This window comes from Bacillus sp. E214 (genome assembly GCF_008087365.1).
GTDB lineage: Bacteria > Bacillota > Bacilli > Bacillales > Pradoshiaceae > Pradoshia.
In genome coordinates this window covers 115,433-140,684 of the sequence record NZ_VENN01000002.1, presented here as the reverse complement: position 1 = coordinate 140,684, position 25,252 = coordinate 115,433, and the positions used below count along the sequence as shown (strand labels likewise).

Here is a 25,252-nt window from a genome sequence, read left to right as displayed (position 1 = left end):
GTTTAATCTAAAAAAACATAATCATCTTCTTCCACAATAATACACAACAAAAACCCTTTGAATAGAAATCGATTCTGTTCAAAGGGCACTTTATCTTTATTTAGTCGTAAATTTCCAGACCGGAGAACGTGATCGCCCTCCATAGCTGTCGCTCACTTCTACATACCAGAAATAATCCTGCTTGTTTTTTAGATCCTTTAGGCGGATTTGTACTTTTTCCCGATTCTTTCCGTCCTTATCTTCACCCAATAAGGTATTCGAGTACACATTTACGCCAATATAGTCTGTTGCCACCTGTTTCTGAATCGGGTTCAGCTCCAGTTGGTCAATTGTAAATTCATCGACTTCCGGCTCAAAATAATTATAATCATCCAAGTAAGGCGAGTACGTTTTGACTGATAACTGCTTTGCCTCCGGATTGAAATGGAGCATCCGCATATACCCCTCCCCGCCTTCCGGACCACTCTGATAATCGGCCAGCATTTCATACACTTTACGGAATTTCGACGGTTTTCCCTTCAGAGGAATGGTAGCTACATTACGGCTTGCCCCCGAAATATGCCCTGCAAGAACCAATTTAATATTCTCGTATTTCCGGACAATTTCTTTAAAGACCTGATTACCGTTATACGTCCGTTTTCCTTGATGGTCGAGATAATTATGGACCGCAAGCACCACATTTCTCTCTGAGTATTGGTTTAATACCTTATTAACCCAATCTAGGGTTGCAGTCGTGGTTTCTTTACCCCAGCCCAGATACAGGAAGAGGAAATCGTGCCCGCCAAAGGATGCTAAATCATAGTGATTTGTGTTATTTTCCATCCCGCCTCCGTAATGGGATGTATGCTTAAATCTTTTTTCTCCAAAGTATTTACCATAATTGCGATAATCCAGTACCAAGTTTCCCACATCATGATTTCCGGACACTACCCCATAAGGAACATGATGTTCATCCAAAATGCCCATACTCTTATCCGCGATATCCCATTGCTCCAAATCCCATCTGACATTAATAATATCCCCTGTATGAATAACATATTCCGCATTTCCAAGCTGATTTTGGATTCTAATCCAGTTTGTCATTACTGGGAAAATATGTGGGAATGATTCGGAATAATATTGGGTATCTGACATCCAGACCAAATTAAATGGACGATTCACTTCGCCAATAATCTGGTCCTGCACAAGGACCTGCAGCTTTTGATTTTTCAAATAGGCCTCTGTCTCAACCTTTGCTTTCAACGAAAAATCCTTATTTCCGTAGCCATACGCTAATGCATCCCATCTAGATTTTTGTATATTCCAGGCATATAAAGTGACCTTTCTTCCCTGTAAGGAATGCCCGATCCACTTTACTTCAACCTCTTTCATTTCCGCGGGTGTTTCATCCAGTGAAATTTCAAATCGCTGATACGGAAATCCTTTATTTGAGGCAGTCACCCAATAAGTCTTATCTGCTTTGGCTATCTGATTTACTTGCTTGGCTAAGATACCTGTTTCACGCGGATAAGTTTGATTGGGCGGCGGTTCCTCATCTGCAATGTTGGAAAATGCTTTTAATTGTTTCCTCCCTTTGGAGGTAAAATCATAGCGATTGCCTGAGAAAAACTTAGCCATTATTTGATCATTAGTTGGATCTTCTACCTTCACGCTTAGCTTCGGATGAACAGATACTTTTTTATCATTATCAAGCGGTATGGCTTGATTCATAATAATAGGTGCTTCATCCACAATCTTAAAATGAATCGTTTCCTTTTTGCGATTCCCAGCTGCATCTACTGACATGAAGGTTACCTTGTGTTTCCCTTTAGACAGTCTGCCGGAGGAGGTCGTATATGGCAGGGTGATTTCCCGACCATCCAGATAGCCTTTAATCGAGGCTATTGAAGTCACCTCATCCTCGGGGTTTGCATCAATGGTGAATGTTCCCTTATAGGTTCTGCCATTCAGCGGTGTTTTTACATGGAGCTTTGGTGCTGTATTATCAAAAACAACATCTGCTTGGTGAATGGATGTGCCTTTAGATTGAATATTATGGACTCCATCCTGATAAGCCATCGTATCAATCTCTGCCTCCTCTGCTGTGAACATAGCTGCCGGGATGATAAATTCGTAGGATAGGATTAACACTCCCTGATTTCCCACCTTCCATTCCTGGGCTTCCCGAGTGCCTTCTCGATTCTCATCACCATCTGCCGTGATTGAATTTACACTGATTGGGCGAATCATCGTACCATCACCCATCAGTAGCTTTATATTCTTGATAGAAAAGCGATCGACATCTTTTTCTTCAACTGCACTTCCGGGCATAAATGTTTCCTTCTTCGTGCCTGTGTGGATGGAAATCGTATTTTTACCCGGTTTGAGTTCATCAATTGGAATTGACAATTCATATGGAAGATATAACCCTGCTGTAGGTTTTAATTTGGATATTAAACGGTCTCCCATGTAAACTGCACTTTTCTTTCTTTCATCAATGCCAAGGCCTTCAAATACAATTGCAGCAGGACGGCTCAAGATCCTCTGTGTCTTCAGTTTTTGTCCATCAACCGTAAGCTTAATCTGTTCCTCAGCTGTTGCCTTTTGAACTTGTATCTTTTTTGTACCTTTTAAAATCGTATTTTTTTGGACAGAAAGCCCCGGCTTTAGGGGTTTGTACATATCTGGATTTCCTATTTTTATCGTCTTTGTCCCTTTTTCGGGGTATCTAATGACATGCTGTCCATCCGATATTTCTATATAATACTCAAAGGTTGGAACAGAACCATAAACATCGTATCGAGATATAATTGATTGATAAGAAGTCGTGGTTTTCATAAGCATATTTGCTTGTGTAAAGGCAGAATCCTGACCTCTTTTATAAAATATTTCTGCCCGCTTAATTAGATGTTCATCCTCAATTTGAATCTCGATAGAGACATCCGAGCGTTCTGGTACTTCTTTTGGCATGGTCACAGGTCTAACAATCGGCTTAGTGGTATCCGTCTGCTTATTGGCATTTAACGGCACCTGTTCATTACTCACTTGACCTGGTGTACTTTCTTTGATTTGTTTATCCTGTTTTAATTTTTTTGCTCCCATATCCTGCTTATAATGGATGAGTCCCTTATCGTAGGTTACATATGAAATAACCGCTCCTGTATCAGTTGCCAGAACGACCGTATTTTTGCTGCTATTGTGTAAGTTACCTTCCAGGCGAATCAGTTGCTTATGATCCACCGAGGCATGAAAGTGGTGTTTGAAATCCTCAAAATCAAACTCATCTTTGCTGGCAGCATTTTTAATCCAAATGATTTTCGTAGATTTTGGCTCTATAAAAGTTGATTCTTTTATATCCCATACTTGCATCGATTTATTCATAGAGAGGTATCGCAGATTGTAATCACGTAAATCGATTGGTACGTCTGTATTATTATAGATTTCGATATATTCATACGTTTTCCCCTGCGGAGAAATCTCTGTAATCAGTAAATCTGGTGGATCATTCGAAAGCGCTATGCTAATTTCGGGATTAAGCCATATACAACAAACTACAGTTAGAATCAGTACACCTATTTTTTTCATATATAATCCTCAATTCCCCATTCAAAGATTGATACCTTAGTATGGATTATTAGATAGGATTTTATGAAAAAAAGTCGCTCTTCTAAAATTTGATCTTTTAGAGGAGCGACTTTTTATTTATTTTATCTTAGCTTTTACTTTTTCAATTAATTCATCTTCTGTTGGTGCAGCTACTGGACGATTATTGACGAACGCAAATGATTTTTTGCGTCCAGGTCCACAGTAGGACTGGCATCCAATCTCAATTTTTGCATCGGGATCGAGCTTGTTTAATTTTGGTAGCAATGTCTTTAGGTTTGTAGCCTGACAGTCGTCACATACTCTAAATTCGTTCGACATGACCGCCTATCCTTTCTTGCCAAAAAATTTGACTCTTTGTTAGTTGTGAGCCTCTTGGGACTAAAGCGTATTGTATCACTCCGGCTCCCTTATTTGCAAGAATCGGCTAAATATCTATTAGGTTAATGAAAAAATCTAGTAACCTGTATAAACTTTGTTCTTTTTGTCCATGCTAGAACCATAATTTGCAAATTTATTTTAAATCTTATAGAAAAGGGAGTTGCAGATCATGAAAATCAGACAAGATGCATGGACTGAAGAAAATGATTTATTACTAGCAGAAACTGTTTTAAGACACGTCCGCGAAGGCAGTACCCAATTGAATGCATTTGACGAAGTTGGAGATAAATTGAACCGTACCGCAGCTGCTTGCGGATTTAGATGGAATGCGGTTGTAAGACACACTTATGAGAAAGCATTGCAGCTTGCCCGTAAACAGCGTAAACAACGCCAAAGATTGCTTGGAAAGGATCAGGGCGGCAAAAAGAAAATCCTGTACCAGCCACCGACTCCATCTTTACGAGACTTTGAAACAGTAACTACCGCAATGGAAGATGAATTGATGGACATGGATATTTCCACCGAACAAAAAGATACTGAAACATTTGAGCAAACAAGCCTATTTCCAGTGCTGGAAGAATACAAGACTCCGGCTTTGACGATGGACGATGTTATTGTATTCTTACAATCTTATGATACAAACAGCCTGAAACTGCAAACATTACAATCTGAAAATGAAAGATTGCGCCTTGAAATCAGGGAACTGAAAAATACAAATAAAGAATTGCAGCACAAGCTTGATAATGTTGAAGAAAATACCGTTACGATTCAGGAAGACTACGAAACACTCATGAATATTATGAATCGTGCCCGTAAATTAGCTTTATTGGATGAAGATGACCGACAAGCTACTAAATTTAAGATGGATCGTAATGGAAATCTAGAAAAAATCGCAGAATAAATATAAAAAGCCGGCTCTTTTCAGAGGAGCCGGCTTTCATCTGTAATATCAAACCATGCTCACTTTCATTCGAGCATGTAAGAGACTACTTTTAACAGCCCCTCCTAAAACGATGGAAAGAATTAATCGATTTCCAATTTCGCATTGCGGTCTTGCATTCTTTCTAAATAGGATTCGAACAGTGGCATTTCTGCTTCCGCCAAAGAATTCATCTCAATCTGCCCGGCATGATCCTGTAATGCCTTCATTAAGCGAAGCATTACATCATTTACAGTCAGCTCGACACCGAGCAAATCAGATAAGGAAGCCATAACTTTTGGATTCACAGTAGGGTAAACAAATTTCGTCTCAGTCCCATTTAGAGCAATTTTATAAAAATCTCTCACTAATGCAGCTCTTTGTTCAGCATCCCCATTGATATCCAAGTAGATTTGTACTGCTACACCATGACGGATTCTCCTTTGAGAGATACCGGCAAATTTTTTGCCATCAATGCTTAAATCATAGCTTCCCGGACAATAAGAGCCTACGATTTCACCCGCTTTAATCTCATTATCAAAGTCTCGAAACATGTACTTGATCAGTTCCCACATAGCGTCATATCCGCGATTAATCTCAATTTTCCGGTCTTTTTCCGGAAAAACAAGCGTCAGGTTCAAAATTCCTTCATCCAATACAACGGCCAATCCGCCTGAATTTCGGACAATACAGTCATAGCCCTTCTCATGCAGGAAATCAGCAGCTTGCTTCAGCATCGGGAGCCTTCCGTCCTGGATACCCAACACAACTGTTTTTTGATGAACCCAAGCCCGTGCGGTAACTGGTGAGTTCCCAGCTCCAACCGAAGCGCATAATGTATCGTCAATCGCAAATGATTGAATGGCACGTGTATGCATACCTGATTGACTATGGTCAATGATTCTCCAGCGATCCTGCTGTAATAAATTCATCTTACCTCTCTCCATCTATAAAAAAATAGGCGCCAAAGGGCGCCATAGGTCACTTATAAACTTATTTTACCAAAGCTTGAGAAGCTGTGATCAGTGCAAGGTTGTATACATCCTCTGCGTTACATCCTCTGGATAGGTCGTTCACAGGAGCATTTAGACCTTGCAGGATTGGTCCAACTGCTTCAAATCCGCCTAGGCGTTGTGCAATTTTATATCCAATATTACCTGCTTCAAGGCTAGGGAATACAAATACATTTGCAGAACCTTGAAGTGGAGAGTTAGGAGCTTTAGATGCAGCAACAGATGGAACAATCGCTGCGTCGAATTGAATTTCTCCGTCTACGATTAATTGTGGGTCCATCTCCGTTACAAGCTTAACAGCATCCGCCACTTTTGTTGTTTCTTCAGATACAGCAGAACCAACTGTGGAGAAGCTAAGCATTGCAACACGTGGATCTAGATCAAACATACGCGCTGTTCTAGCACTTTCAATTGCAATTTCAGCAAGATCCTGGCTGTCAGGAGCAATATTGATTGCGCAGTCTGCAAATACGTATTTTTCATCACCTTTAACCATGATGAATACGCCAGACGTCTTTTTAACGCCTGCTTTTGTTTTAATGATTTGCAATGCCGGACGTACTGTATCTGCTGTAGAATGTGCAGCACCGCTGACCAAACCATCTGCTTTATTTAGATATACAAGCATTGTTCCGAAATAGTTTTCGTCAAGCAAGATTTTACGTGCTTGTTCTTCAGTCGCTTTACCTTTACGACGTTCAACGAAAGCTGTCACAAGCTCGTCCATCATAATATATGTAGCAGGATCGTAAATTTCCATATTATCTACAGAAATATTCATATCCTTCGCTTTTTTTGTGATTTCATCAATATTTCCAACTAAGATTGGAATGATTGTTTTCTCAGCTGCCAATCTTCCTGCTGCTTCAAGAATTCTTTCATCCATTCCTTCTGGGAATACAATTCGCAATTGATTGCCAGAAACTTTTTCTTTTAAAGTTGTAAATAAATTACTCATTTTTTATGTCCTCCTCAAAATGTCACTCTACCTAGAATACACCTTTATGATGAATTATTTAATAGGTTTGCCTTATTTTTTAAAATTATAGCGGTATGTCAAAATATCGACAAGTTTATCGAAGCCTTGATTCAAGAAAATATGCCATTGATTGTGATATAGTAAATGGCATGAACGAAATGTTATGTGGGAGATGATAAGTATGAGTGAAGCAGCTAAAACATTAGACGGTTGGTATTGTTTACATGACTTCCGTACAATTGACTGGTTATCCTGGAAAATGTTACCTGAAGACGAACGTGCCACTGCCATCAATGAATTCCTGGGATTGGTTGAAAAATGGAATAAAACTCAGAATGAAAACCAAGGCAGTCATGCTCTTTATACAATTGTCGGACAAAAAGCAGACTTTATGATGATGCTTTTACGCCCAACAATGGAAGAATTAAATGCACTTGAATTAGAGTTTAATAAAACTAAATTAGCAGAGTTCACAATTCCGGCACATTCTTATGTATCTGTTGTTGAGCTAAGTAATTATCTGCCTTCTGATTCAGATGAAGATCCATATCAGAATCCTCATGTTCGTTCCAGACTATACCCGATCTTGCCGACATCTAAGCATGTTTGCTTCTATCCGATGGACAAGCGTCGTCAAGGCAATGATAACTGGTATATGCTTCCGATGGAGGATCGTAAAAAACTTATGTATTCTCACGGAATGATTGGCCGACAATATGCTGGCAAGGTTAAACAAATTATTTCTGGATCCGTTGGATTCGATGACTATGAGTGGGGTGTTACCCTTTTCGCAGATGATGTTCTCCAATTTAAAAAATTGGTTTATGAAATGCGTTTCGATGAAGTGAGTGCCCGTTACGGTGAATTCGGTTCCTTCTTTGTTGGAAATATCCTTACACCGGACTGTGTCAGCGAATTTTTACATGTTTAAATAGGATAAAAGGAAGTGCCTTTAAAAGCCATTATACATGGTGGATAGGGCACTTTTTTGTTGTCCAAGCACCAAGATCCCCTTTATTTCAAAATACTCTGTTCCCCTCAGATAAAGGTTGAAGCATTTCCCCAATAACCGCCTGTCTCTTCATTTGCTTCAGTATCGACTTCCCCTGTGTTGTTAACCTTTTTAAATTCCACCACACAGGAAAATCATGTGAATAGTGCGACCTGCAAAAACAAAGCAATCTCTTCTGCTCTTCTTGAAATGGATGAAGTAATATCCTTTTTTATCATAAGCCGGTCTCCCCCTGCATAATTTTCTATAGTGAGCATACCTTTTACGTATCTACAACACATCATGAAATGACCTATCGAAAAGAGGTGCTTCAAGCATGGCAGTTATAAAAGCTACTGAGGAGGATATAAAAGTTCTTGCCCGATTAATGAGAGCAGAAGCTGAGGGTGAAGGAAATTTGGGCATGTTAATGGTTGGCAATGTAGGTGTCAACAGGGTACGTGGTGAATGTTTGGATTTCGTAAATATCCGATCGATTCCTCAAATGGTTTTCCAAAACCCCGGTGGATTCGAAGCGACACAGAAAGGATACTTTTATCAACGTGCCAGAGAGAGTGAAATCAGGCTGGCAAGAAGAGTCGTCAACGGGGAACGTTTTAATCCGGCCACGAACGCTCTTTGGTTCTTCAGACCGGAAGGGGACTGCCCGGCACAATGGTTTGGACAATACAATTCTGGGCGTTACAAATCACACTGCTTCTTTGCACCGACACAATCTGATTGTCCAACTGTTTTTTAGAATACTATTGTTTATAGAGGAGGAGTCATTTTATGAAACAACCGGGTTCACAATCATACGGCGGGGGGCAAACGTATGGAGGCGGATATCAAGTCCCTTATAATCCCTATATGGCAGGACAAACAGGCATGGGGCAGCAGCAACAGTTTCAGCCACAACAACAGCAACAACAACTGCCCTTTCCGGCGCAGTCGTATACTCTAGGCGGTGGTGGATCACCGTTCCAAACTTCTCCGTCGCCTGCTCCGGGTCAATTCGTAGAACAATCCTATATCGAAAATATTCTGCGTTTAAATCGCGGTAAACTCGCTTCGGTATATATGACCTTTGAGGGAAGTAAGGATGGTAATACAAGACTATTCAAAGGAATTATTGAAGCAGCCGGCCGAGATCATCTTATCTTAAGTGATCCGCAAACAGGCATGCGCTATTTATTGCCACTGATTTACCTCGATTATGTAACTTTTGATGAAGAAATCGAATACTCCTATCCTTTTGGTTCTCCATCTCGTTAATCGAGAATGGTTAGCATACCGAGAATAAAAAATATTTGACGAACTAATCCCTATAGTACATAGAAGAACCGCTTATGTCAGACATAAGCGGTTCTTCTATGAACATATCAAACTTATGAATATTTATAAACAGCCACAATCATTAATACCCAGGAAGCAATAAATGCAACTCCGCCAAACGGCGTTATAATACCAAGCTTACCAATACTTGCTACACTGAGTACATATAAGCTTCCAGAAAAGAGAATAATTCCAACTAACATGAGCCAACCTGACCAATTTAACAATTGATGTGAGGATAATCGATCCCACAACAATCCTATTGCCAATAATCCACCTGCATGGAACATCTGATACTGAACGGCTGTTTTCCAGACCGCCAGAGACTTTTCAGAAATCTTCCCCTCCAGCCCATGAGCTCCGAATGCACCGCATGCCACGGACATCGCCGCATTAATGGCTGCAATAATAATAAATGTTTTCATCCCCATTCTCTCCTTTGCGTTTAAAAATCAAGCAGTGAATCCCCGTTTGCGTCCTCCATCTTAACTGGTTCCTCCTGAGGAAGAGAGACAGTCGGATTCGTTTGCTGAATTGGATTATATGGAACAGTTTTCTTCACAGTTTGTCCTTCCGCCTTCGTATGATCACTTATGACCAAGTCGATTAAGCTTTGAACGGCAATTAGGTATCCATTCCTTTTTTCAGCAGGCGCCATTTTAGCCTTCTGAATCAGTTCATCCATTTTGTCCAATACCTTTTCTGATGTTATTTCCACAGATTCACACCTCTTACCTTCATCTCTTCTTATTCAATTCTATCCTAACTTCGCCAAGGAATCTATTTTTCACAACCTCACAAATCAGGAATGGCCCAATCGATTTCCTTCAGCCCATTTTGTCGGAGAAGTTCATTCGTTTTAGAAAATGGCTTACTTCCAAAGAAACCTCGCCGAGCAGATAGCGGGCTCGGGTGAACCGAGGTAATGATGTGATGCTTCTTCTGATCAATTAAGTGAATTTTGGATTGTGCTGGTTTTCCCCATAATAGGAAAACAACCGGTTCTGATTTTTCATTCAATGTCTCTATTATTTTATCTGTTAATCGCTCCCATCCTCTCCCCTTATGTGAATGGGCTTCTCCCTGTCTGACAGTCAAAACGGTATTTAACAAAAGTACCCCCTGATCCGCCCAACTTTTCAAGTATCCATTGTTAGGGACTGGAATTCCTAAGTCATCATTTAGTTCCTTGAAAATATTCCGTAGCGAGGGCGGGAGAGCAACTTCAGGCTGTACAGAGAAACTTAATCCATGAGCCTGATTGGGGCCATGGTAGGGATCCTGCCCGAGCAATACCACTTTTACGGATTTAAAATCAGTATAGTTCAAAGCGTTGTAGATATCTTCAGCCTTTGGATAGACAATCTCGTTTTCATACTCCTTTTTTATAAAATCACACAGGGCTGCATAATATGGTTGTTTAAATTCATCCACTAAATACTCCAGCCAGTCATTCTGTAAAATTTGGTGACTCATCCAATCCACTCCTCTATATACTTCAGAAATTATTATATTTGTCGAACAATATTTTCCGCTTACACTCTCTTTACCCTGCTCAACTTATGTTTATAGATTTTTTAATAGGTTATATAAACACTGTAACTACATTTTAAATTAAAATCCAAAAATCGAGGAGGATGCAAGATGTATCAAGTTTTTGTAGTAGAAAATTCAGTTCAAGCTAAAGAGAAAGTTGAACAACTTGCAGCTGAGGGATTTACAAAAGAGAATGTTTATCTGTTTTCCCATAATAAAGAGTTTTCGAAGGATTTAACTGATGCTACGGATACAGGCAACATTGGTATTGGTGAGCAAGGTTTCTTTGAAAGTGTAGGAAATCTGTTCAAAAAACGTGGCGACGAATTGCGCAGCAAGCTCCAATCACTTGGATTATCTGAGTTAGAAGCACAACAATATGAAAAAGATCTTGATGACCACAAAATTGTTATTGTTACTTCGAACCAGGCAAGTGATATTGATAATACAAAAATAATGTAACCGATACAGCATAAAAAGGGCTTAAGGATGGGTTCTCCCTTCCTTAACGCCCTTTTTTTTACTGGCTTTTTTACTACTCTGATCAAGTTACAATGCATAAGAAAAAACTTTTTTGCATATATCAATCTGATGTTATTAGAATCAATCATTGTTCATTCTCGTCTCCATGATCATGAGCATCTGCTTACTATGTCTTAAATCATATAAGCGTTATTGTTATCCACTATTTTTCACTTATAGTATCATTACTATATGAGCTTTTACCTTTATAAACTCTTACTGTATACTTCCGGTTTATACCTATGATAAAATACCGCAAAATGGTAATTCAGAATTTATTGTTCACGGATTATGTATACAATTAACAGCATCAGTTTTTTTCCATACATATTGTTTTGGTATGTATTATAAAGTATAACTAAATTAAGTTTTATAATGAGGGAGGATAGGCCAATGAGTCTAAAAAAAGCATTGACTATAGCTGGATCAGACAGCAGCGGCGGAGCAGGACTTCAAGCAGATTTAAAAACATTCCAGGAGCTTGGCGTTTATGGAATGACTGCTGTTACTTCAATTGTTGCAATGGACCCTAAAAATAACTGGTCTCATAATGTATTTTCTATTGATGTTTCAACTGTGGAGGCACAACTGGATACAATCCTTTCTACAGGAATTGATGCCATGAAAACAGGGATGCTTGGGACCGTTGATATTATTGAATTGGCTGCACGAAAAATTAAAGAGTATGGCCTTGATAAAGTCGTCATAGACCCTGTAATGGTTTGCAAAGGGACAGATGAAGTGTTAATGCCTGAGAATACAGTGGCAATGAGAGAATTGCTTCTCCCTCTTGCTACGGTTGTAACACCAAATCTTTTTGAGGCTTGGCAATTATCCGGGATTGGCCCCATCACTACTATTGATGAAATGAAACAAGCTGCAAAGATTATCCATGATCAAGGGGCAAAATATGTCCTTATCAAGGGTGGCACTAAACTTGATGGGCAAGATAAAGCAATTGACCTAATTTATGATGGAACAGACTATACCATCCTTGAATCCGAAAAGTTTGCGACTACTTATACCCATGGTGCCGGTTGTACAACTGCTGCAGCCATTACTGCTGAGCTGGCTAAAGGAAAAACAGTTGAAGAAGCCTTGGCTACTGCAAAGGAATTTATCTCAGCCGCTATTGAACATAGCTGGAAGCTAAATGAATTTGTTGGACCAGTTATGCATGGTGCTTACCGTACATATAAATAATTTCTTTTTTATAACAGGCTGTCCGAAATTTAGGACAGCTTTTTTCCATCTCCATTTTTAGCAATTTTTCAGATACTTTAGTATCATAATTAATACAACACTAATTTAATAGGAAACTAATGTGTTCCTTTTTATATAGGAGGTAATCTTAATGAAGCCAATTGACCTGCTTGATTCACAAAAAGCACTGCAATCATATGCCGGTTTACAGGTTTATTTGCATTTAGAGACAACAAACGGCGCTTATGCCACTCATAATGATGAATCATTCTTCTCAGCAGGTGCGTTTATCCGTAATGTTTCTATTTGTTTTGAAGAAGGTAAAATTATCGGAGATGGCCCTTATCGGGTAGGATTAAGAATGAAGGAAGGCTGGGTATACGCTGAAGGGATTACCCATTACGAAATCGATGAATTCGGCCGCCTTTTAATGGCTGGACTTGACCAGAGCGGAAGACTGGCTGTCGCTTTTGAAATCAGTACCGCCCCATTTGATAAATAACAAGGAGTTGGGATAAATGGATAAAGAGAAACATGTATTAGTCATATTCCCTCATCCTGATGATGAGGCATTTGGGGTTTCCGGAACAATCGCCTCTTATACAAGAGCTGGTATCCCCGTTACCTATGCATGCTTAACGCTTGGTGAAATGGGACGTAATCTTGGAAATCCTCCTTTTGCAACACGGGAGAGTCTCCCGAAGATTCGCAAGAAAGAATTAATAGACGCAGCACAAATAATGGGTATTAAGGATTTACGTATGATGGGACTGCGCGATAAAACTGTTGAATTCGAAAATGAAGAGTGGCTAGCTAATCAAATGACTAAGCTTATTGATGAGCTTGATCCTTCCCTCATTATCACTTTCTATCCGGGATTCAGTGTCCATCCGGATCATGAGGCTTGCGGAAGAGCTGTCGTACAGGCAGTCTCTGAAATCAATCCTGAAAAAAGGCCAAAGCTTCATTGTGTAGCCTTTTCCAACAACCATCAGGATGTCCTTGGAGAGCCTGATATCATAAATAATATTCAGGATGTAATCGAGACTAAACTAAAGGCAATCTCTGCCCACCGCTCTCAAACTGAGGCGATGATGGCTGGTTGGCCTGAATTACTCGCCCAAAAGAATAAAGAGCTTGAAAGCCGCCTTTGCTTTGAAAGATTTTATTCATATAAATGGCCTGAAAAAATATAAGAATTAGATTTATAAAAGCTGTCATACTAATGACGGCTTTTTTTGCGGGCATCTTTATTTCATAAAAAAAACCGCCTTCATTACTAAAGGCGGTTCAAAAAAAAGGGGGGGATACTTTGGAAAACTTCATTGTAGTACTATGATAGCCATATTCTGGACCACCTATACCTAATTTTTAAATTTATTTTTGAACGATGTACTTATAAATGATATGGGCGACACCATCCTCTTCATTTGTTAAGGTAACATCCTTGCACAGCCCTTTAATCTCATCGGATGCATTACCCATAGCAACGGACATCCCCGCTTTTTCGAACATAGATAAATCATTAAAGTTATCTCCCACAGCAATTGTTTCTTCAAGTGGGATTCGTAATTTTTCTAGCAATTTCTCCAAAGCTATTCCCTTAGAAACACCACTCTGGTTAATTTCAATATTCCCCTTACCGGATGAAGTGACAGTTATTCCTTCCATCTCTCCAAGAATAGTGCCAGTATTTTTTAGTTTATTCATATCAGAGGAAAAGACTAGTATTTTGTATATTTCGATATCCTCTTCATTAATTAGCTGGAAGTAATCGTCTGTCGCAAATAAGAATCCAAATTTAATTCTGCCTTCAGCAAATTCACGAACTTTATCTTCTTCCTGATCAGGATTGGCACTCAAGAAGATATCGACAAGTGAATCAATAGCCTTTTCGGGGTTTTTGGAAAATGTCCCCCTGTTTGTATACATTTCAAAATAAAGATCCATTTCTTCCAAAAGCTTGACTGTCTCCACTAAGCTTTCTTGCTTCATCGGATTGGAATCCACCAAACTGCCTTCCTGATTATAAACAGCTGCTCCATTTAAACTGATAATAGGACAGTGAAAGTTAATCTCATCAAGTGCAAACCTTGCTTCTTTATAAGATCGGCCCGTAGCAACAATTACTTGTCCCCCGCTATCCCTTACTGCCTCCATCGCCTTTCGGTTCTCGTCACTTACCATTTGATGCTCATTCAGTAATGTTCCATCCATATCGGTTGCTATACACTTCATACAGTCTCCCCCTTTAGAAAATGCTTACTACCTTCTCTTCTGCTGAGAGGTGCAAGCTCTGTTTTTTTTATAAAGTTCTTCACAGACTCCGGATCCGTTTTTGAATATTCTCTCAGTGCCCACCCAATCGCTTTTTGAATAAAGAATTCTTTACTATCCGCATTTTTCAATATGTAGTCATATAAGATTCTCTCATTTGTTTGACCTTTATAGGAAAGTTGAAAGAGGATTGCTGTTCTACGTAGCCACATATTATTATCTATTACCCAATCATTCATGATAGTATCTATTAAATCAGGATTTCTTAATACCAAATTGCCAACCTGCTTAGAGGCAATCATATCTACGGTATCCCACCAAGATTTTGTCGTAATTAATGTTTTTAGTAGCGGTAAATCCTTTACTTCCAGTTTGTCGATATAGTTAGCAAGGTAATCAAGCGCAGCATTTTGCCATTCTCTCTCCGGCATATTCCAAAGCTTTAAACAAAATTCATGTGAAAGCGGCATAGCAAGAATACCTGTTTCCTTAAAGAATACAGACATACATTTTCTTCTTTCCGGGGTTTTAATCCCGTAAAAAGGAAATTGATTCTTCATATATTGCGCCATTGCTACTGCTTGTTCTTCATTCTTTTCATTCTCAAATAACTGTTTTAAACGATTAATATAATCCACATTTCCACCTCACCTATTCTTCCCTTATAAGCCAGCTTCAGGGCCTAACCGCTCGAGTCATAAGTGTAGCTGCTGCAGTAGAGGAAAAGCGCTCTCCCTCCGTGCTTGTCGGAGTTGGGCAGTCGCCTCAGCTTTTTGATTAATCTAGCTTCGGCTCCTAGCTCCTCGAGGTCATAAGGATAGCCTCTACGGAGGTCAACAGGACGTTGATCACAAAGACGTTGCCACACGATGTGGCGTTCTTAGTCTTTGTTCCTTAATTCGCCTGCCTTCGAGCCTCTCCTTATGCTTGTCGGAGCTGGACAGTCGCCTCAGCTTTTTGATTAATCTAGCTTCGGCTCCTAGCTCCTCGAGGTCATAAGGATAGCCTCTACGGGGTAGAACACCCCTTCGAGCCTCTCCTTATGCTTGTCGGAGCTGGGCAGTCGCCTCAGCTTTTTGTATAATCCAGCTTCAGGGCCTAGCCGCTCGAGTCATAAGTGTAGCTGCTGCAGTAGAGGAAAAGCGCTCTCCCTCCGCACCTCCTCTTATGCTAGTCGCGGCTGGGCAAGACCCTTCAGCTTTTTGTATAAATGAGCCTGTATTGGATAAACATACAATTAATTAATTGAGTGTTACCTCTTTTTTATTAAGTCTAAGAATATTAAACTAGGGAAGTGGCTTCATGGAAGCTATTGCCAGAACTCATAATAACCTGGCTATGTATATACATATATTCTACGCATACATAATGACTGTTTTCAAATATAGTGATGAAAGAATTAGGAGTGACTACTATGACTAAACAAACTCAATCTCCTTTATCATTTTGGGGAGGTCTTGGCTTTACGGCCTTATTGGCGCTGCTTGGATTTGTCCTTGCTGAATTGCCCTTTTTCGAATACATAGGACCATTAGCATGCAGTATTTTGCTCGCCATCCTGTATCGTAATATTCGCAGCTATCCAACAAATTTACGGACGGGCGTTCATTTTTCAGCAAGAATTCTCTTACGTGCTGCCATTATTTTATATGGGTTGAAATTAGATATGCAGATTATTTTTAGTGAAGGTCTTGGCCTTTTGGGTAAAGCTCTGATTTGTATCGTATTCTCTGTAGCCCTCATGGTATTGCTTGGCAAATGGCTGAAAATTGATCCAATGATTTCTTTCCTGCTTGGTGCAGGGACAGGAATATGCGGCGCAGCGGCTATAGCAGCGGTTTCACCTATAGTGGATTCAAAAGAAGAGGACACGGCGATGAGCGTCGGGATGATTGCATTGATTGGTACTATTTTTTCAGTCGCCTATACGATGCTTATTCCGATTCTCCCCCTAACACCTACTGAATATGGAATTTGGTCCGGACTTAGCTTACATGAATTGGCTCATGTAGCTTTAGCGTCTGAGCCTGCTGGGGAAGCTGCTGTTACAATGGCTTTATTAGCTAAATTATGTCGTGTTTTCTTATTGATTCCTTTCTGTTTTGTATTAGTGTTCTGGATGAAACGTAAACAAGGCGCTGGCAGCCAATCCTCCATTCCATTTCCATGGTTTCTTCTAGGATTTCTGGCCTTAAGTATTTTTAGAACTTATCTTGCTGGATCCTGGTTTCCTGAATACCTATATGATTACATTGCCATGCTGACCACTTTTCTACTTTCGATGGCTATGGCTGGGCTAGGCTTAACGATTGATTTAAAAGAGCTTAAGAAACGAGCAAGCCTTCCCTTGCTTACAATGGTTATTACGTCCGTTCTTTTATCAATTCTGACATATTTTTGGGCATGAGCCATTTGAGGCTTATGCCTCTTTTTTATGTTTTCCTTAAACTATTCTTTTTTGTCGTACAAGCCTGTATACATGCATATGATAATTTGAGCAATTAAAATGGAGGTATAAATTGTATGTATGGATTATTGGGATATGTCTATCTAGGAATTTCCTTATCGGCTCCTATCGGACCAATTAATGCTGCACAAATGGAAATTGGTTTAAGGCATGGATTCTTAAATGCCTGGGTATTCGGTCTGGGCGCTATACTAGCCGATATCTGCTATATGCTTGTTGTTTATACCGGGTTGGCTCAATATATGCAAGTTCCTCTAATCCAAACCTTTCTCTGGTTATTCGGGGCTTTCGTGCTTACTTATTCCGGAGTAGAGAGTCTGGTTGCTGTTTATCATAAAAAAAACCAAAGCAATATACGGAACAAGGATATCACTCGTTCCTTTCGCTCTGGCTTTTTTATGTCGTTATTGAATCCATTATCCATTCTTTTTTGGTTGGGCATCTATGGCTCTGTACTCGCCAAAACCGTGAGTCACTTATCTCCTCAGCAAATCATCATTAACAGCTTGGCCATCCTTTTGGGGATATTAATTTGGGACTACTCGATGGCGATGATGGCATCCATATTTAGGCGCTATTTAACCAATAAACTCTTAGCGGGAATATCAATCATATCCGGAATTTCCTTAGTTGGCTTTGGGATCTATTTTGGAGTTATGGGGGTTCAATCCCTAATTTAATCGTTAGTTATGGATTCTTCGCCTTGTTAAAGGCCGTTTTCGTTTTCGAATAATAGCCATAATAATTGTAATCAGGCTTACAAAAGAAACAAAAGCTAGACTTACGAAAAAGCCCATTCTCGTGTCCTTTTCAATGACCGTCCCAACAATAGCCAGCAAAATAAGCCCAAGCCCTATAGTTCGTTTTATTTTATCCTTTGTTTTTAGGTCAGCAAGCTTGGAATACGTCAACAGGATTAATATCCAATTGTAAAGGATGAGTAAACTCGCACCAGTCGTAAAGTATTCATAGACCTTATCCGGCATCACTCTCGACAGAACGATAGAGATTAGCAAACCAGTCACTGTTACAGCAAAAGCAGGCAGAGGGATTGCGAACTTCCCTTTTTTTCCCAATATTTTCGGGGCATCTCGATCCTCAGCTAAGGTCGTCAGCATATTTGCAACAGAAAAAAGTGAAGCCGACATTGTTGAAAAACCGGCAATTATCAAAGCTCCATTAAAAAGATGCATAATGAACCTAAATGGATAATAACTCAAGACCGTTAAAAACGGGCTTTCTTTTAGATTAACCTTATCCCATGGCAACAGCATTACGACTAAGCCTAGGGATATGATGTAAATGACGGTTAATGCTAGAATCATGACTCTCCCTGCTTTTGGAGCATCCTCTTTTTTCTCTAATCGCATAGACATAATACCCAGAACTTCAATACCTCCAAAGGCAAAAAAAGCAAAAACGAGAGATGACCAAGTTTTCTTCCAATCTGTAGGAAAAACCTCCTTAACCGTTGAAGGAAAATCAAGTGTTTCTTTTCCATCAATCACACCACACAAGCCAAGGATCACGATAATGACAAACATTAAAATTGCGGATACTTTAACGATTGCACTGACATTCTCCATCGGTTCAAACAGCTTTGCCCCAATAATAATAACAATCAGTCCAAGTGCTCCGTAGATGGCTGCAAATATCCATAAAGGAAATTCAGGAAACCAAAACCTAGAAAATAGAGACAGGGCTGTTAATTGGCTTCCCATTATAAGCATTTCTGAAAACCAGTAAACCCACCCATTTAAGAACCCAAAAGAACGTCCAAACGCCTTACGGGAGTATGTACGAAAAGACCCTTTTTGAGGATCTTTTTCCGTCATCTTTGCTAAAGCTTCATATACGATATATGTCGTACAAGCGGCAAGTATAAACGCAATTAATATTGATGGGCCGGCAAGCCTGATTCCTAATCCGGAACCTAAGAAAAAGCCGGTTCCAATTGTACAGCCTATCCCTATAAGGGAAAGCTGCCACCATTGCAGTTTTTTCTTTTCTTGATTTTTTGTCGCTGCTGCTTTTTTCATATCCTATTCCGCCCTTTGATTTATATCAGACTGTATCCTCAATTAATCTGCTCCATCCAGGCGAAACTTATGCTTTATTTGCTTGCCAATATAAAAAGGGTACAATCCGAAAAGGATTGTACCCGATGGTTTTAAATTTAATTAGATACGCTCTACATTAGCAGCTTGTGGTCCGCGATTTCCATCAACGATTTCGAATTCAACTTCTTGACCTTCTTCAAGAGTTTTGAATCCTTCACCTTGAATAGCAGAGAAGTGTACGAATACATCGTCACCATCTTCACGCTCGATAAAACCAAAACCTTTTTCTGCATTAAACCATTTTACTTTTCCGACCATTTTTTTGGCCCCCTAACTTTTAGTGAAAATTTTAAAAGTAGAAAACCAGAAAAACCTTTTCTGTCTAAGCATGTACTTAAAGACTGTAAAAATTTTTTTGATCTTCAAACCTTTTTGCTGTTTTATTGTAACATACAGCTTACTAATTAACAAACAATTTAAACAAATCAAACTAATCCAAAATGTGATGGTTATTCCAATATAGGGTAAAAATATAATTTGTATCTTCTTTATCAATACAAAATGAAACTTTTGAACTGTCTTCTTCGTAAAGGCTCGTTAATTCATCTGGTACCACTTGATCTTCATCAGTCTCCTGATTTTTAACAAAAACGCCTATCCTCTAAAATTAGGATAGGCATTTTTGTTTTTGAAAAATTAACTTAATTCTCTAGTCAAATTTCATTCCTTTTAATAAATCAGCAAATGGATTGTTGATAGGCTCCGTTTCCTTTTCTTGCTGTTTCAGGTACTTTTGTACAGTTCGTTTATCCACTTTTCCGCCAGACTCTTTTTTACGTCTCTCTTCAAAAGCAGATAATTTTTCACGGTATCCACATTTACAGGTAAATATTTGTCCCTGACCTTCGCCACGGAGTTCCATTTTCTTTTTGCATTGAGGGCATCGTGCATTAGTGACACGTGACACGTTCTTTCTATGACCACATTCGCGATCTTGGCAGACAAGCATTTTGCCTTTCTTTCCGTTTACTTCTAACATTGGTTTCCCGCATTCTGGGCAGGATTTTGTGGAGATATTGTCGTGCTTATACTTTTTATTGCTGGCTTTAATTTCTGCCACAATTTCTTTTGTATGCTCTTTCATCTCATTAATGAACACAGCCTTTTTCATTTTCCCTTTAGCGATTAGCTCAAGTTTTTGTTCCCACTCTGCTGTTGTAGTTGGCGACTTCAATTCTTCCGGTACTAAATTAAGTAACTGGCGTCCTTTAGAAGTAATATATATATCTTTTCCACCACGTTTTTCGATTAAGAATGAATTGAATAATTTATCTATAATATCTGCACGGGTTGCAACTGTACCAAGCCCGCCAGTTATCTTTATCGTATCTACAAGCTTTTTATCTTTTGTTTCCATGTACTTCGTAGGGTTTTCCATCGCTGACAGTAAAGTAGCCTCTGTAAAACGCGCAGGTGGCTTAGTTTGACCTGAAGTTTGCGATATTATCGTAATTGCTAATTTGTCACCCTTATTGATTTTCGGAAGTAACTGTTCCTTCACCTCATCGCCAGATTCCTCTTCCTCAAAACGATTGTTATAGACTTCCTTCCAGCCTGGCTGAATCACTGTTTTACCACGGGCGATAAAGGACTCTGGGCCAATCTTCGCATGGACTGTTAATTGCTCGAATTCATGGGCCGGAAATAGAACAGCGAGAAACCGCTTCACGACCAAATCATAAATTTTACGTTCCTTATCATTAAAGGCAGCATAATTAACGAAGCCTTCCGTTGGAATGATGGCATGGTGGTCGCTGACTTTACTGTCGTCAACAAAGGCCTTCGTCGCCTTAATAGGCTTATTTATAATCTTAGTTACTAACTTACGATACTCATTACCGCCGATTGCCTTTAAGCGCTCTGGAATGGTGCTGACAATATCAGATGATATATAGCGTGAATCAGTACGTGGATATGTTAGTACTTTATGTTGTTCATATAGTTTCTGCATAATATTCAGTGTTTCTTTAGCTGAATAGCCAAAGATCTTATTAGCATCACGTTGAAGTTCTGTTAAATCATATAAGGCAGGTGAAAAGTTTTTCTTTGCTTTGCGTTCAATAGAAACTACATTCGCATCTTTATATCCAAGCGATTTAACAATTGCATCTATTTTTTCTTTATTAAAGCTGCGGCTATTACCATTCACATCTTGCCATGTTAATTTAAGCCCATCAGCTTGCGCTTCAATACCATAATAAGTTTGCGGTTTAAAGTTTTTGATTTCATCTTCACGTGCCGCTACCATAGCAACTGTTGGTGTTTGGACGCGACCACAATTTAATTGTGCATTAAATTTAGTTGTTAATGCACGACTTGCATTTAAACCGATATACCAGTCTGCTTCTGAGCGTGCTACTGCGGAAGCATATAAATTTTCATACGATTTACCAGGTTTTAAGTTATTAAATCCGTCTTTTATCGCTTTATCTGTTACAGAAGATATCCATAGGCGCTTGATTGGCTTATTGACTTTTGCTTTATCAATAATCCAACGTGCAACTAATTCTCCTTCCCTTCCCGCATCAGTAGCCACAATTATTTCATTCACATCACTGCGACTTAATTGTGCTTTTACAGCATTAAACTGTTTTCCAGTTTGTTTAATGACAACTAATTTCATACGTTCTGGAAGCATAGGAAGATCTTCTAGATTCCATGTTTTATATTTATTATCATAAGCTTCAGGATCAGCTAAAGTAACTAAATGCCCTAATGCCCAAGTAACTATATATTTGTTTCCTTCGAAAAATCCATTGCCCTTCTTTGTACATTTCAGTACATTCGCAATATCACGGGCAACGGAAGGTTTTTCAGCAATGACTACACTTTTTGCCATATTTCTAAACTCCTTTACTAACTATGTACTGTCAATATACCATAGTTTCAATGTTTGAATTGAATAGACATCCTATCGCTTTTTTTCCAAATTAAAACTGCCCCATAAAAGTTAGATTTAGTCTAACCTTTAGTGGGCAGTTCAACTATCTTTCATTTAGACTTCAATAATTTCTTCAAATCATCACGGACTGTACGGTCGGTAAGTTTTACGTTTGAGCGATAAGCTGCCCGGCAGATGATATGGCCTGCTACCGGAGCAGTCAGGAATACAAAGAATATTCCGAGAAGCAGCCGTATACTAACATATCCTTCACCAATTAAAAAAAACAGAAATGCTCCCAGAAGGATGAATAGTACTCCAAGTGTTGTACTTTTTGAAGCTGCATGTGATCGTGTATAAACATCCGGAAGCCTAATCAGCCCAACACCACTTAGAAGCGTTAAGATTGTCCCCGTAAGAATACAGACAGCAGCAATCCACTCACTTATCATTTCCACGTTCAATGACCACACCCCTTTCTATGAATCTCGCAAACGCGATAGTCCCGATAAAAGAAAGGATCCCTAACAACAATATGATGTCCAAGAAGGCATGGGATTTGAACAGTACAGAAAAAATAGCCACACCTGAAATTAAGTGGATTCCAATTGAATCCAGTGCCATAACCCTGTCTGGCATGGATGGACCTTTATAGAGGCGATAGATGGAAATGAGAATGGATAACGTTAAAATGAATAGCGCTACAGTCATGGCTTTTTCAAACATTATCGTGTAACCTCCTTAATCGCCTTTTCAAAGCTCATTTTTGCCTGAATAATCGCTTGTTTAGATTCTTTGTAGTCCATGGCATGAATATAGAATGTTTTGTTGTCCGGCGAAATCTCCAATACCACGGAGCCTGGTGTCAGCGATAATAGCAAAGCCAACATTGGTATTTCCCAATCTCCATTCAGATCTGTCTTTAAGGCAAAAACCGCCGGCTGAACATCTATTTTTTTACGTGTGACCTGCCTCAGAACAAGCACCGTAGAAGAAACGAGCTCTTTAAGAAATACAAATAGCAACTTTAATATAGAGAGAAATGTCCCCATGTAGAAGGATTTATTGAAAAAGCGACGCACAAAAAACAAAATAACGATTCCCACTAGATATCCGGCAAAGAACGAAGGGAAACTCCATTTATCCTGCAAGAGCATCCATAAGAAACCAATGAATATATTAAGCAAGACTTGAACGGGCACAACGACCACCCCTTTTTGTTTATAGACTAGCTACTATTCTCCTAAAACCGCATCGATATATAAATCAGGGTTCATCAAGCCTTCGGCAGCCAACTGGATATAAGATGAGATTATTTCTCCACCCAATCCCAGAAAAATTGTTGCAGCCGTCAAAAGCGTAATTGGTATAATAACCCCTCTTGTTGTCCCTTTCTCCATTTCTTCACTTAGGTTTGTCTCACCCCAGAATGCATTCATGAAGATTTTCATAACAGAATATAGCACTAACAAGCTTGATAGTAATCCAATTGCCCCCAGCCAATAATCTCCGGCTTCAAAGGTACCTTTTGTAATCAGCATCTTCCCGAGGAAACCACTGAAAGGTGGGATACCTGCCAACGCCAAGGCTGCGACAAAGAACATCCAGCCAAGAAACGGATGAGTCCGGATCAAGCCGCTGATTTCCTTTAATTTAGCAGTGCCAGTTAGGTAAATAACTGTACCGCCGATTAGAAAAATCAGTGCTTTCACATTGATGTCATGCACAAGATAAAAAATGGAACCTGTGATGCTGCCTGTGGTGAAAGCAGCAAGTCCGGCCATAATCAAACCGACAGAAATGATAACATTGTAGGTCAAAATTCCTTCTATATCCCATCTCGAGACCGCACCGATTGCTCCGAGTAACATTGTCGCTGCCCCTAGGATTCCGATCAACAAGTGGGTGATTTCCGGTTGATGATAGAAAATCAATGTAAACATACGGAAAATAGCATAAATTCCAACCTTGGTGAGCAAAGCCGCAAAGATTGCTGCCACCGCTGTAGGTGGAACACTATATGATCCTGGTAACCAATGAAATAGCAAGAGACCGGCCTTCAGGCTGAAAACCATGAGCAGTAAAATCGCAACGGTCGTCAGCAGCCCATTTTGTCCCGCTTCCGCAACACGGACAGACAGATGCGCCATATTCAACGTACCTGTTACAGCATATAGGTAGGCAACGGACACAAGGAAAAAGAAGGATGACATGACATTAATCAATATATATTTGATTGATTCCCTGAGCTGTTTTTTCTCCCCGCCAAGTGTAATCAATGCATAGGAGGAAATCAGCATCAGTTCGAAAAAGACAAATAGATTGAAGATATCTCCGGTCAAAAAAGATCCGTTCACACCGCTGATCATAAACAGGAACAATGGATAGAAGAAATTTTTCTCTCTTATCTTTCCAATTGTGTAAAAGGCGTAAAGCAAACAACAGAAAGACACAAATGCCGTTATAATCAACAGAATGACCGCAAACATATCGGCGACAAGGCTAATTCCATAAGGGGCCGCCCATCCCCCTGCCTGCAGAACCTGTATTCCCTCCACCTTTACTTTCATAGCCATTAGCACTGAAACCATTCCCGTGGCTAGAATTGCCAGAAGAGCAATTGATCTTTGCGCATATAAGTTTTTTCTGAATATGACCATGATAAGTCCCGCGATAAGCGGAATAATGACCGGCAGAATGATTATATTATTCATCTTCATTTCCCCTTAATTCATTCAAATCGTCAGTTCCCAAGACTCGGTAACTACGATAGGCAACCACCAGAAAAAGACCTGTAACTGCAAAGTTAATAACAATCGCTGTCAGGATGAGCGCCTGTGGCAGCCCGTCTGTAAAGGAAGTGCTTTTCAATCCTAACAATGGCGGACCCCCGGTCTTTAATCCCCCCATTGTTAAGATTAAAAGATTGACAGCGTGGCCGATCACCGAAGTCCCAAGAATGATTCTCAGCAGGCTTTTGGATAGGACCATATATGTTCCAATTGTGAAAAAAACACCTACAAGTATAGACATAACTGTTTCCATA

General features: G+C 39.6%; 27 protein-coding genes. 10 read left to right on the top strand and 17 right to left on the bottom strand.

Going from position 1 to position 25,252, the window contains the following annotated elements:
• Positions 1–96: 96 nt before the first annotated feature.
• Together FHY47_RS09975 and FHY47_RS09970 are read right to left on the bottom strand one after the other, a co-directional pair.
• Positions 97–3,564, bottom strand: a complete 3,468-nt coding sequence (locus FHY47_RS09975; protein WP_148630371.1) for a lamin tail domain-containing metallophosphoesterase family protein — start codon at positions 3,562–3,564, stop codon at positions 97–99.
• A gap of 117 nt (positions 3,565–3,681) precedes the next feature.
• Positions 3,682–3,903: a YuzB family protein gene (locus FHY47_RS09970; protein WP_066109413.1), complete on the bottom strand. Its 222-nt coding sequence runs from the start codon at positions 3,901–3,903 to the stop codon at positions 3,682–3,684.
• Positions 3,904–4,132: 229 nt separating this feature from the next.
• Here FHY47_RS09970 and FHY47_RS09965 point away from each other — a divergent pair, with 229 nt between their 5' ends.
• A complete protein-coding gene (locus FHY47_RS09965) occupies positions 4,133–4,864 on the top strand; it encodes an RsfA family transcriptional regulator (protein ID WP_148630369.1) in 732 nt (243 codons plus the stop codon).
• Positions 4,865–4,986: 122 nt separating this feature from the next.
• Here FHY47_RS09965 and lipL read toward each other — a convergent pair whose 3' ends face one another.
• Together lipL and pta are read right to left on the bottom strand one after the other, a co-directional pair.
• The gene (lipL, locus tag FHY47_RS09960) at positions 4,987–5,814 is read right to left on the bottom strand and encodes an octanoyl-[GcvH]:protein N-octanoyltransferase (RefSeq protein WP_139063884.1); all 828 of its coding nucleotides are present in this window, start codon (positions 5,812–5,814) and stop codon (positions 4,987–4,989) included.
• A 61-nt stretch (positions 5,815–5,875) separates the two neighbouring features.
• The gene (gene pta / locus FHY47_RS09955) at positions 5,876–6,853 is read right to left on the bottom strand and encodes a phosphate acetyltransferase (protein ID WP_066109419.1); all 978 of its coding nucleotides are present in this window, start codon (positions 6,851–6,853) and stop codon (positions 5,876–5,878) included.
• Positions 6,854–7,037: 184 nt separating this feature from the next.
• On the opposite strand from pta, the gene hemQ reads away from it, so the two are divergent.
• The 3 genes from hemQ (at position 7,038) to gerQ (ending at position 9,140) form a co-directional block, all read left to right on the top strand.
• The gene (hemQ, locus tag FHY47_RS09950) at positions 7,038–7,805 is read left to right on the top strand and encodes a hydrogen peroxide-dependent heme synthase (RefSeq protein WP_373925480.1); all 768 of its coding nucleotides are present in this window, start codon (positions 7,038–7,040) and stop codon (positions 7,803–7,805) included.
• A 397-nt stretch (positions 7,806–8,202) separates the two neighbouring features.
• The gene (locus FHY47_RS09945) at positions 8,203–8,625 is read left to right on the top strand and encodes a cell wall hydrolase (RefSeq protein WP_066109429.1); all 423 of its coding nucleotides are present in this window, start codon (positions 8,203–8,205) and stop codon (positions 8,623–8,625) included.
• A 32-nt stretch (positions 8,626–8,657) separates the two neighbouring features.
• Positions 8,658–9,140: a spore coat protein GerQ gene (gene gerQ / locus FHY47_RS09940; protein ID WP_077248193.1), complete on the top strand. Its 483-nt coding sequence runs from the start codon at positions 8,658–8,660 to the stop codon at positions 9,138–9,140.
• A gap of 113 nt (positions 9,141–9,253) precedes the next feature.
• Here gerQ and FHY47_RS09935 read toward each other — a convergent pair whose 3' ends face one another.
• The 3 genes from FHY47_RS09935 to FHY47_RS09925 form a co-directional block, all read right to left on the bottom strand.
• Positions 9,254–9,625 (bottom strand): DUF423 domain-containing protein, encoded by a 372-nt coding sequence (locus tag FHY47_RS09935; protein ID WP_066109432.1) that lies wholly within the window; start codon positions 9,623–9,625, stop codon positions 9,254–9,256.
• Between the two features lie 20 nt (positions 9,626–9,645).
• Complete coding sequence (locus FHY47_RS09930) at positions 9,646–9,918, bottom strand: DUF5327 family protein (protein ID WP_140461906.1); 273 nt, start codon at positions 9,916–9,918, stop codon at positions 9,646–9,648.
• A gap of 77 nt (positions 9,919–9,995) precedes the next feature.
• Positions 9,996–10,676: a uracil-DNA glycosylase gene (locus tag FHY47_RS09925; RefSeq protein ID WP_148630367.1), complete on the bottom strand. Its 681-nt coding sequence runs from the start codon at positions 10,674–10,676 to the stop codon at positions 9,996–9,998.
• A 168-nt stretch (positions 10,677–10,844) separates the two neighbouring features.
• Between FHY47_RS09925 and FHY47_RS09920 the strand changes: the two genes are divergently transcribed.
• The 4 genes from FHY47_RS09920 to bshB2 all read left to right on the top strand — a co-directional run bounded on the left by FHY47_RS09920 (position 10,845) and on the right by bshB2 (position 13,657).
• The gene (locus FHY47_RS09920; RefSeq protein WP_066109441.1) at positions 10,845–11,198 is read left to right on the top strand and encodes a YflT domain-containing protein; all 354 of its coding nucleotides are present in this window, start codon (positions 10,845–10,847) and stop codon (positions 11,196–11,198) included.
• A 453-nt stretch (positions 11,199–11,651) separates the two neighbouring features.
• Positions 11,652–12,461 carry a pyridoxine/pyridoxal/pyridoxamine kinase gene (pdxK, locus tag FHY47_RS09915; RefSeq protein ID WP_066109443.1) on the top strand — a complete coding sequence of 270 codons (810 nt, stop codon included), beginning with the start codon at positions 11,652–11,654 and terminating at the stop codon, positions 12,459–12,461.
• A 151-nt stretch (positions 12,462–12,612) separates the two neighbouring features.
• Entirely contained in the window at positions 12,613–12,963 is a 351-nt protein-coding gene (locus tag FHY47_RS09910; protein ID WP_066109446.1) for a YojF family protein, read from the top strand.
• A 16-nt stretch (positions 12,964–12,979) separates the two neighbouring features.
• Positions 12,980–13,657 carry a bacillithiol biosynthesis deacetylase BshB2 gene (gene bshB2 / locus FHY47_RS09905; RefSeq protein ID WP_066109449.1) on the top strand — a complete coding sequence of 226 codons (678 nt, stop codon included), beginning with the start codon at positions 12,980–12,982 and terminating at the stop codon, positions 13,655–13,657.
• A 181-nt stretch (positions 13,658–13,838) separates the two neighbouring features.
• On the opposite strand, the gene FHY47_RS09900 is transcribed toward bshB2, so the two are convergent.
• Together FHY47_RS09900 and FHY47_RS09895 are read right to left on the bottom strand one after the other, a co-directional pair.
• Entirely contained in the window at positions 13,839–14,699 is an 861-nt protein-coding gene (locus FHY47_RS09900) for a Cof-type HAD-IIB family hydrolase (RefSeq protein WP_066109452.1), read from the bottom strand.
• Entirely contained in the window at positions 14,696–15,376 is a 681-nt protein-coding gene (locus FHY47_RS09895; protein WP_139892065.1) for a DNA alkylation repair protein, read from the bottom strand. Before FHY47_RS09895 ends, FHY47_RS09900 begins: the two co-directional genes overlap by 4 nt.
• 776 nt (positions 15,377–16,152) lie before the next feature.
• Between FHY47_RS09895 and FHY47_RS09890 the strand changes: the two genes are divergently transcribed.
• Both FHY47_RS09890 and FHY47_RS09885 read left to right on the top strand, forming a co-directional pair.
• Entirely contained in the window at positions 16,153–17,145 is a 993-nt protein-coding gene (locus FHY47_RS09890) for a YeiH family protein (RefSeq protein WP_139063885.1), read from the top strand.
• A gap of 116 nt (positions 17,146–17,261) precedes the next feature.
• Positions 17,262–17,885, top strand: coding sequence for a LysE family transporter (locus tag FHY47_RS09885; RefSeq protein WP_066109461.1), 624 nt, complete (start codon positions 17,262–17,264; stop codon positions 17,883–17,885).
• Between the two features lie 3 nt (positions 17,886–17,888).
• On the opposite strand, the gene FHY47_RS09880 is transcribed toward FHY47_RS09885, so the two are convergent.
• From FHY47_RS09880 to FHY47_RS09845, 8 genes are all read right to left on the bottom strand, one after another.
• Entirely contained in the window at positions 17,889–19,244 is a 1,356-nt protein-coding gene (locus tag FHY47_RS09880; protein WP_139892064.1) for an amino acid permease, read from the bottom strand.
• Positions 19,245–19,385: 141 nt separating this feature from the next.
• Positions 19,386–19,583, bottom strand: coding sequence for a cold shock domain-containing protein (locus FHY47_RS09875; protein ID WP_066109465.1), 198 nt, complete (start codon positions 19,581–19,583; stop codon positions 19,386–19,388).
• Positions 19,584–19,974: 391 nt separating this feature from the next.
• Entirely contained in the window at positions 19,975–22,164 is a 2,190-nt protein-coding gene (locus tag FHY47_RS09870) for a DNA topoisomerase III (RefSeq protein WP_139892063.1), read from the bottom strand.
• A gap of 152 nt (positions 22,165–22,316) precedes the next feature.
• Positions 22,317–22,670, bottom strand: coding sequence for a monovalent cation/H(+) antiporter subunit G (mnhG, locus tag FHY47_RS09865; RefSeq protein WP_217491087.1), 354 nt, complete (start codon positions 22,668–22,670; stop codon positions 22,317–22,319).
• Complete coding sequence (locus FHY47_RS09860; RefSeq protein ID WP_066109471.1) at positions 22,648–22,932, bottom strand: Na(+)/H(+) antiporter subunit F1; 285 nt, start codon at positions 22,930–22,932, stop codon at positions 22,648–22,650. The genes mnhG and FHY47_RS09860 overlap by 23 nt, the downstream gene beginning before the upstream one ends.
• Positions 22,932–23,408, bottom strand: coding sequence for a Na+/H+ antiporter subunit E (locus tag FHY47_RS09855; RefSeq protein WP_139892062.1), 477 nt, complete (start codon positions 23,406–23,408; stop codon positions 22,932–22,934). The genes FHY47_RS09860 and FHY47_RS09855 overlap by 1 nt, the downstream gene beginning before the upstream one ends.
• A 33-nt stretch (positions 23,409–23,441) precedes the next feature.
• Positions 23,442–24,920, bottom strand: a complete 1,479-nt coding sequence (locus FHY47_RS09850; RefSeq protein WP_066109479.1) for a Na+/H+ antiporter subunit D — start codon at positions 24,918–24,920, stop codon at positions 23,442–23,444.
• Entirely contained in the window at positions 24,913–25,251 is a 339-nt protein-coding gene (locus FHY47_RS09845; RefSeq protein WP_066109482.1) for a Na(+)/H(+) antiporter subunit C, read from the bottom strand. Before FHY47_RS09845 ends, FHY47_RS09850 begins: the two co-directional genes overlap by 8 nt.
• Position 25,252 lies beyond the last annotated feature (1 nt).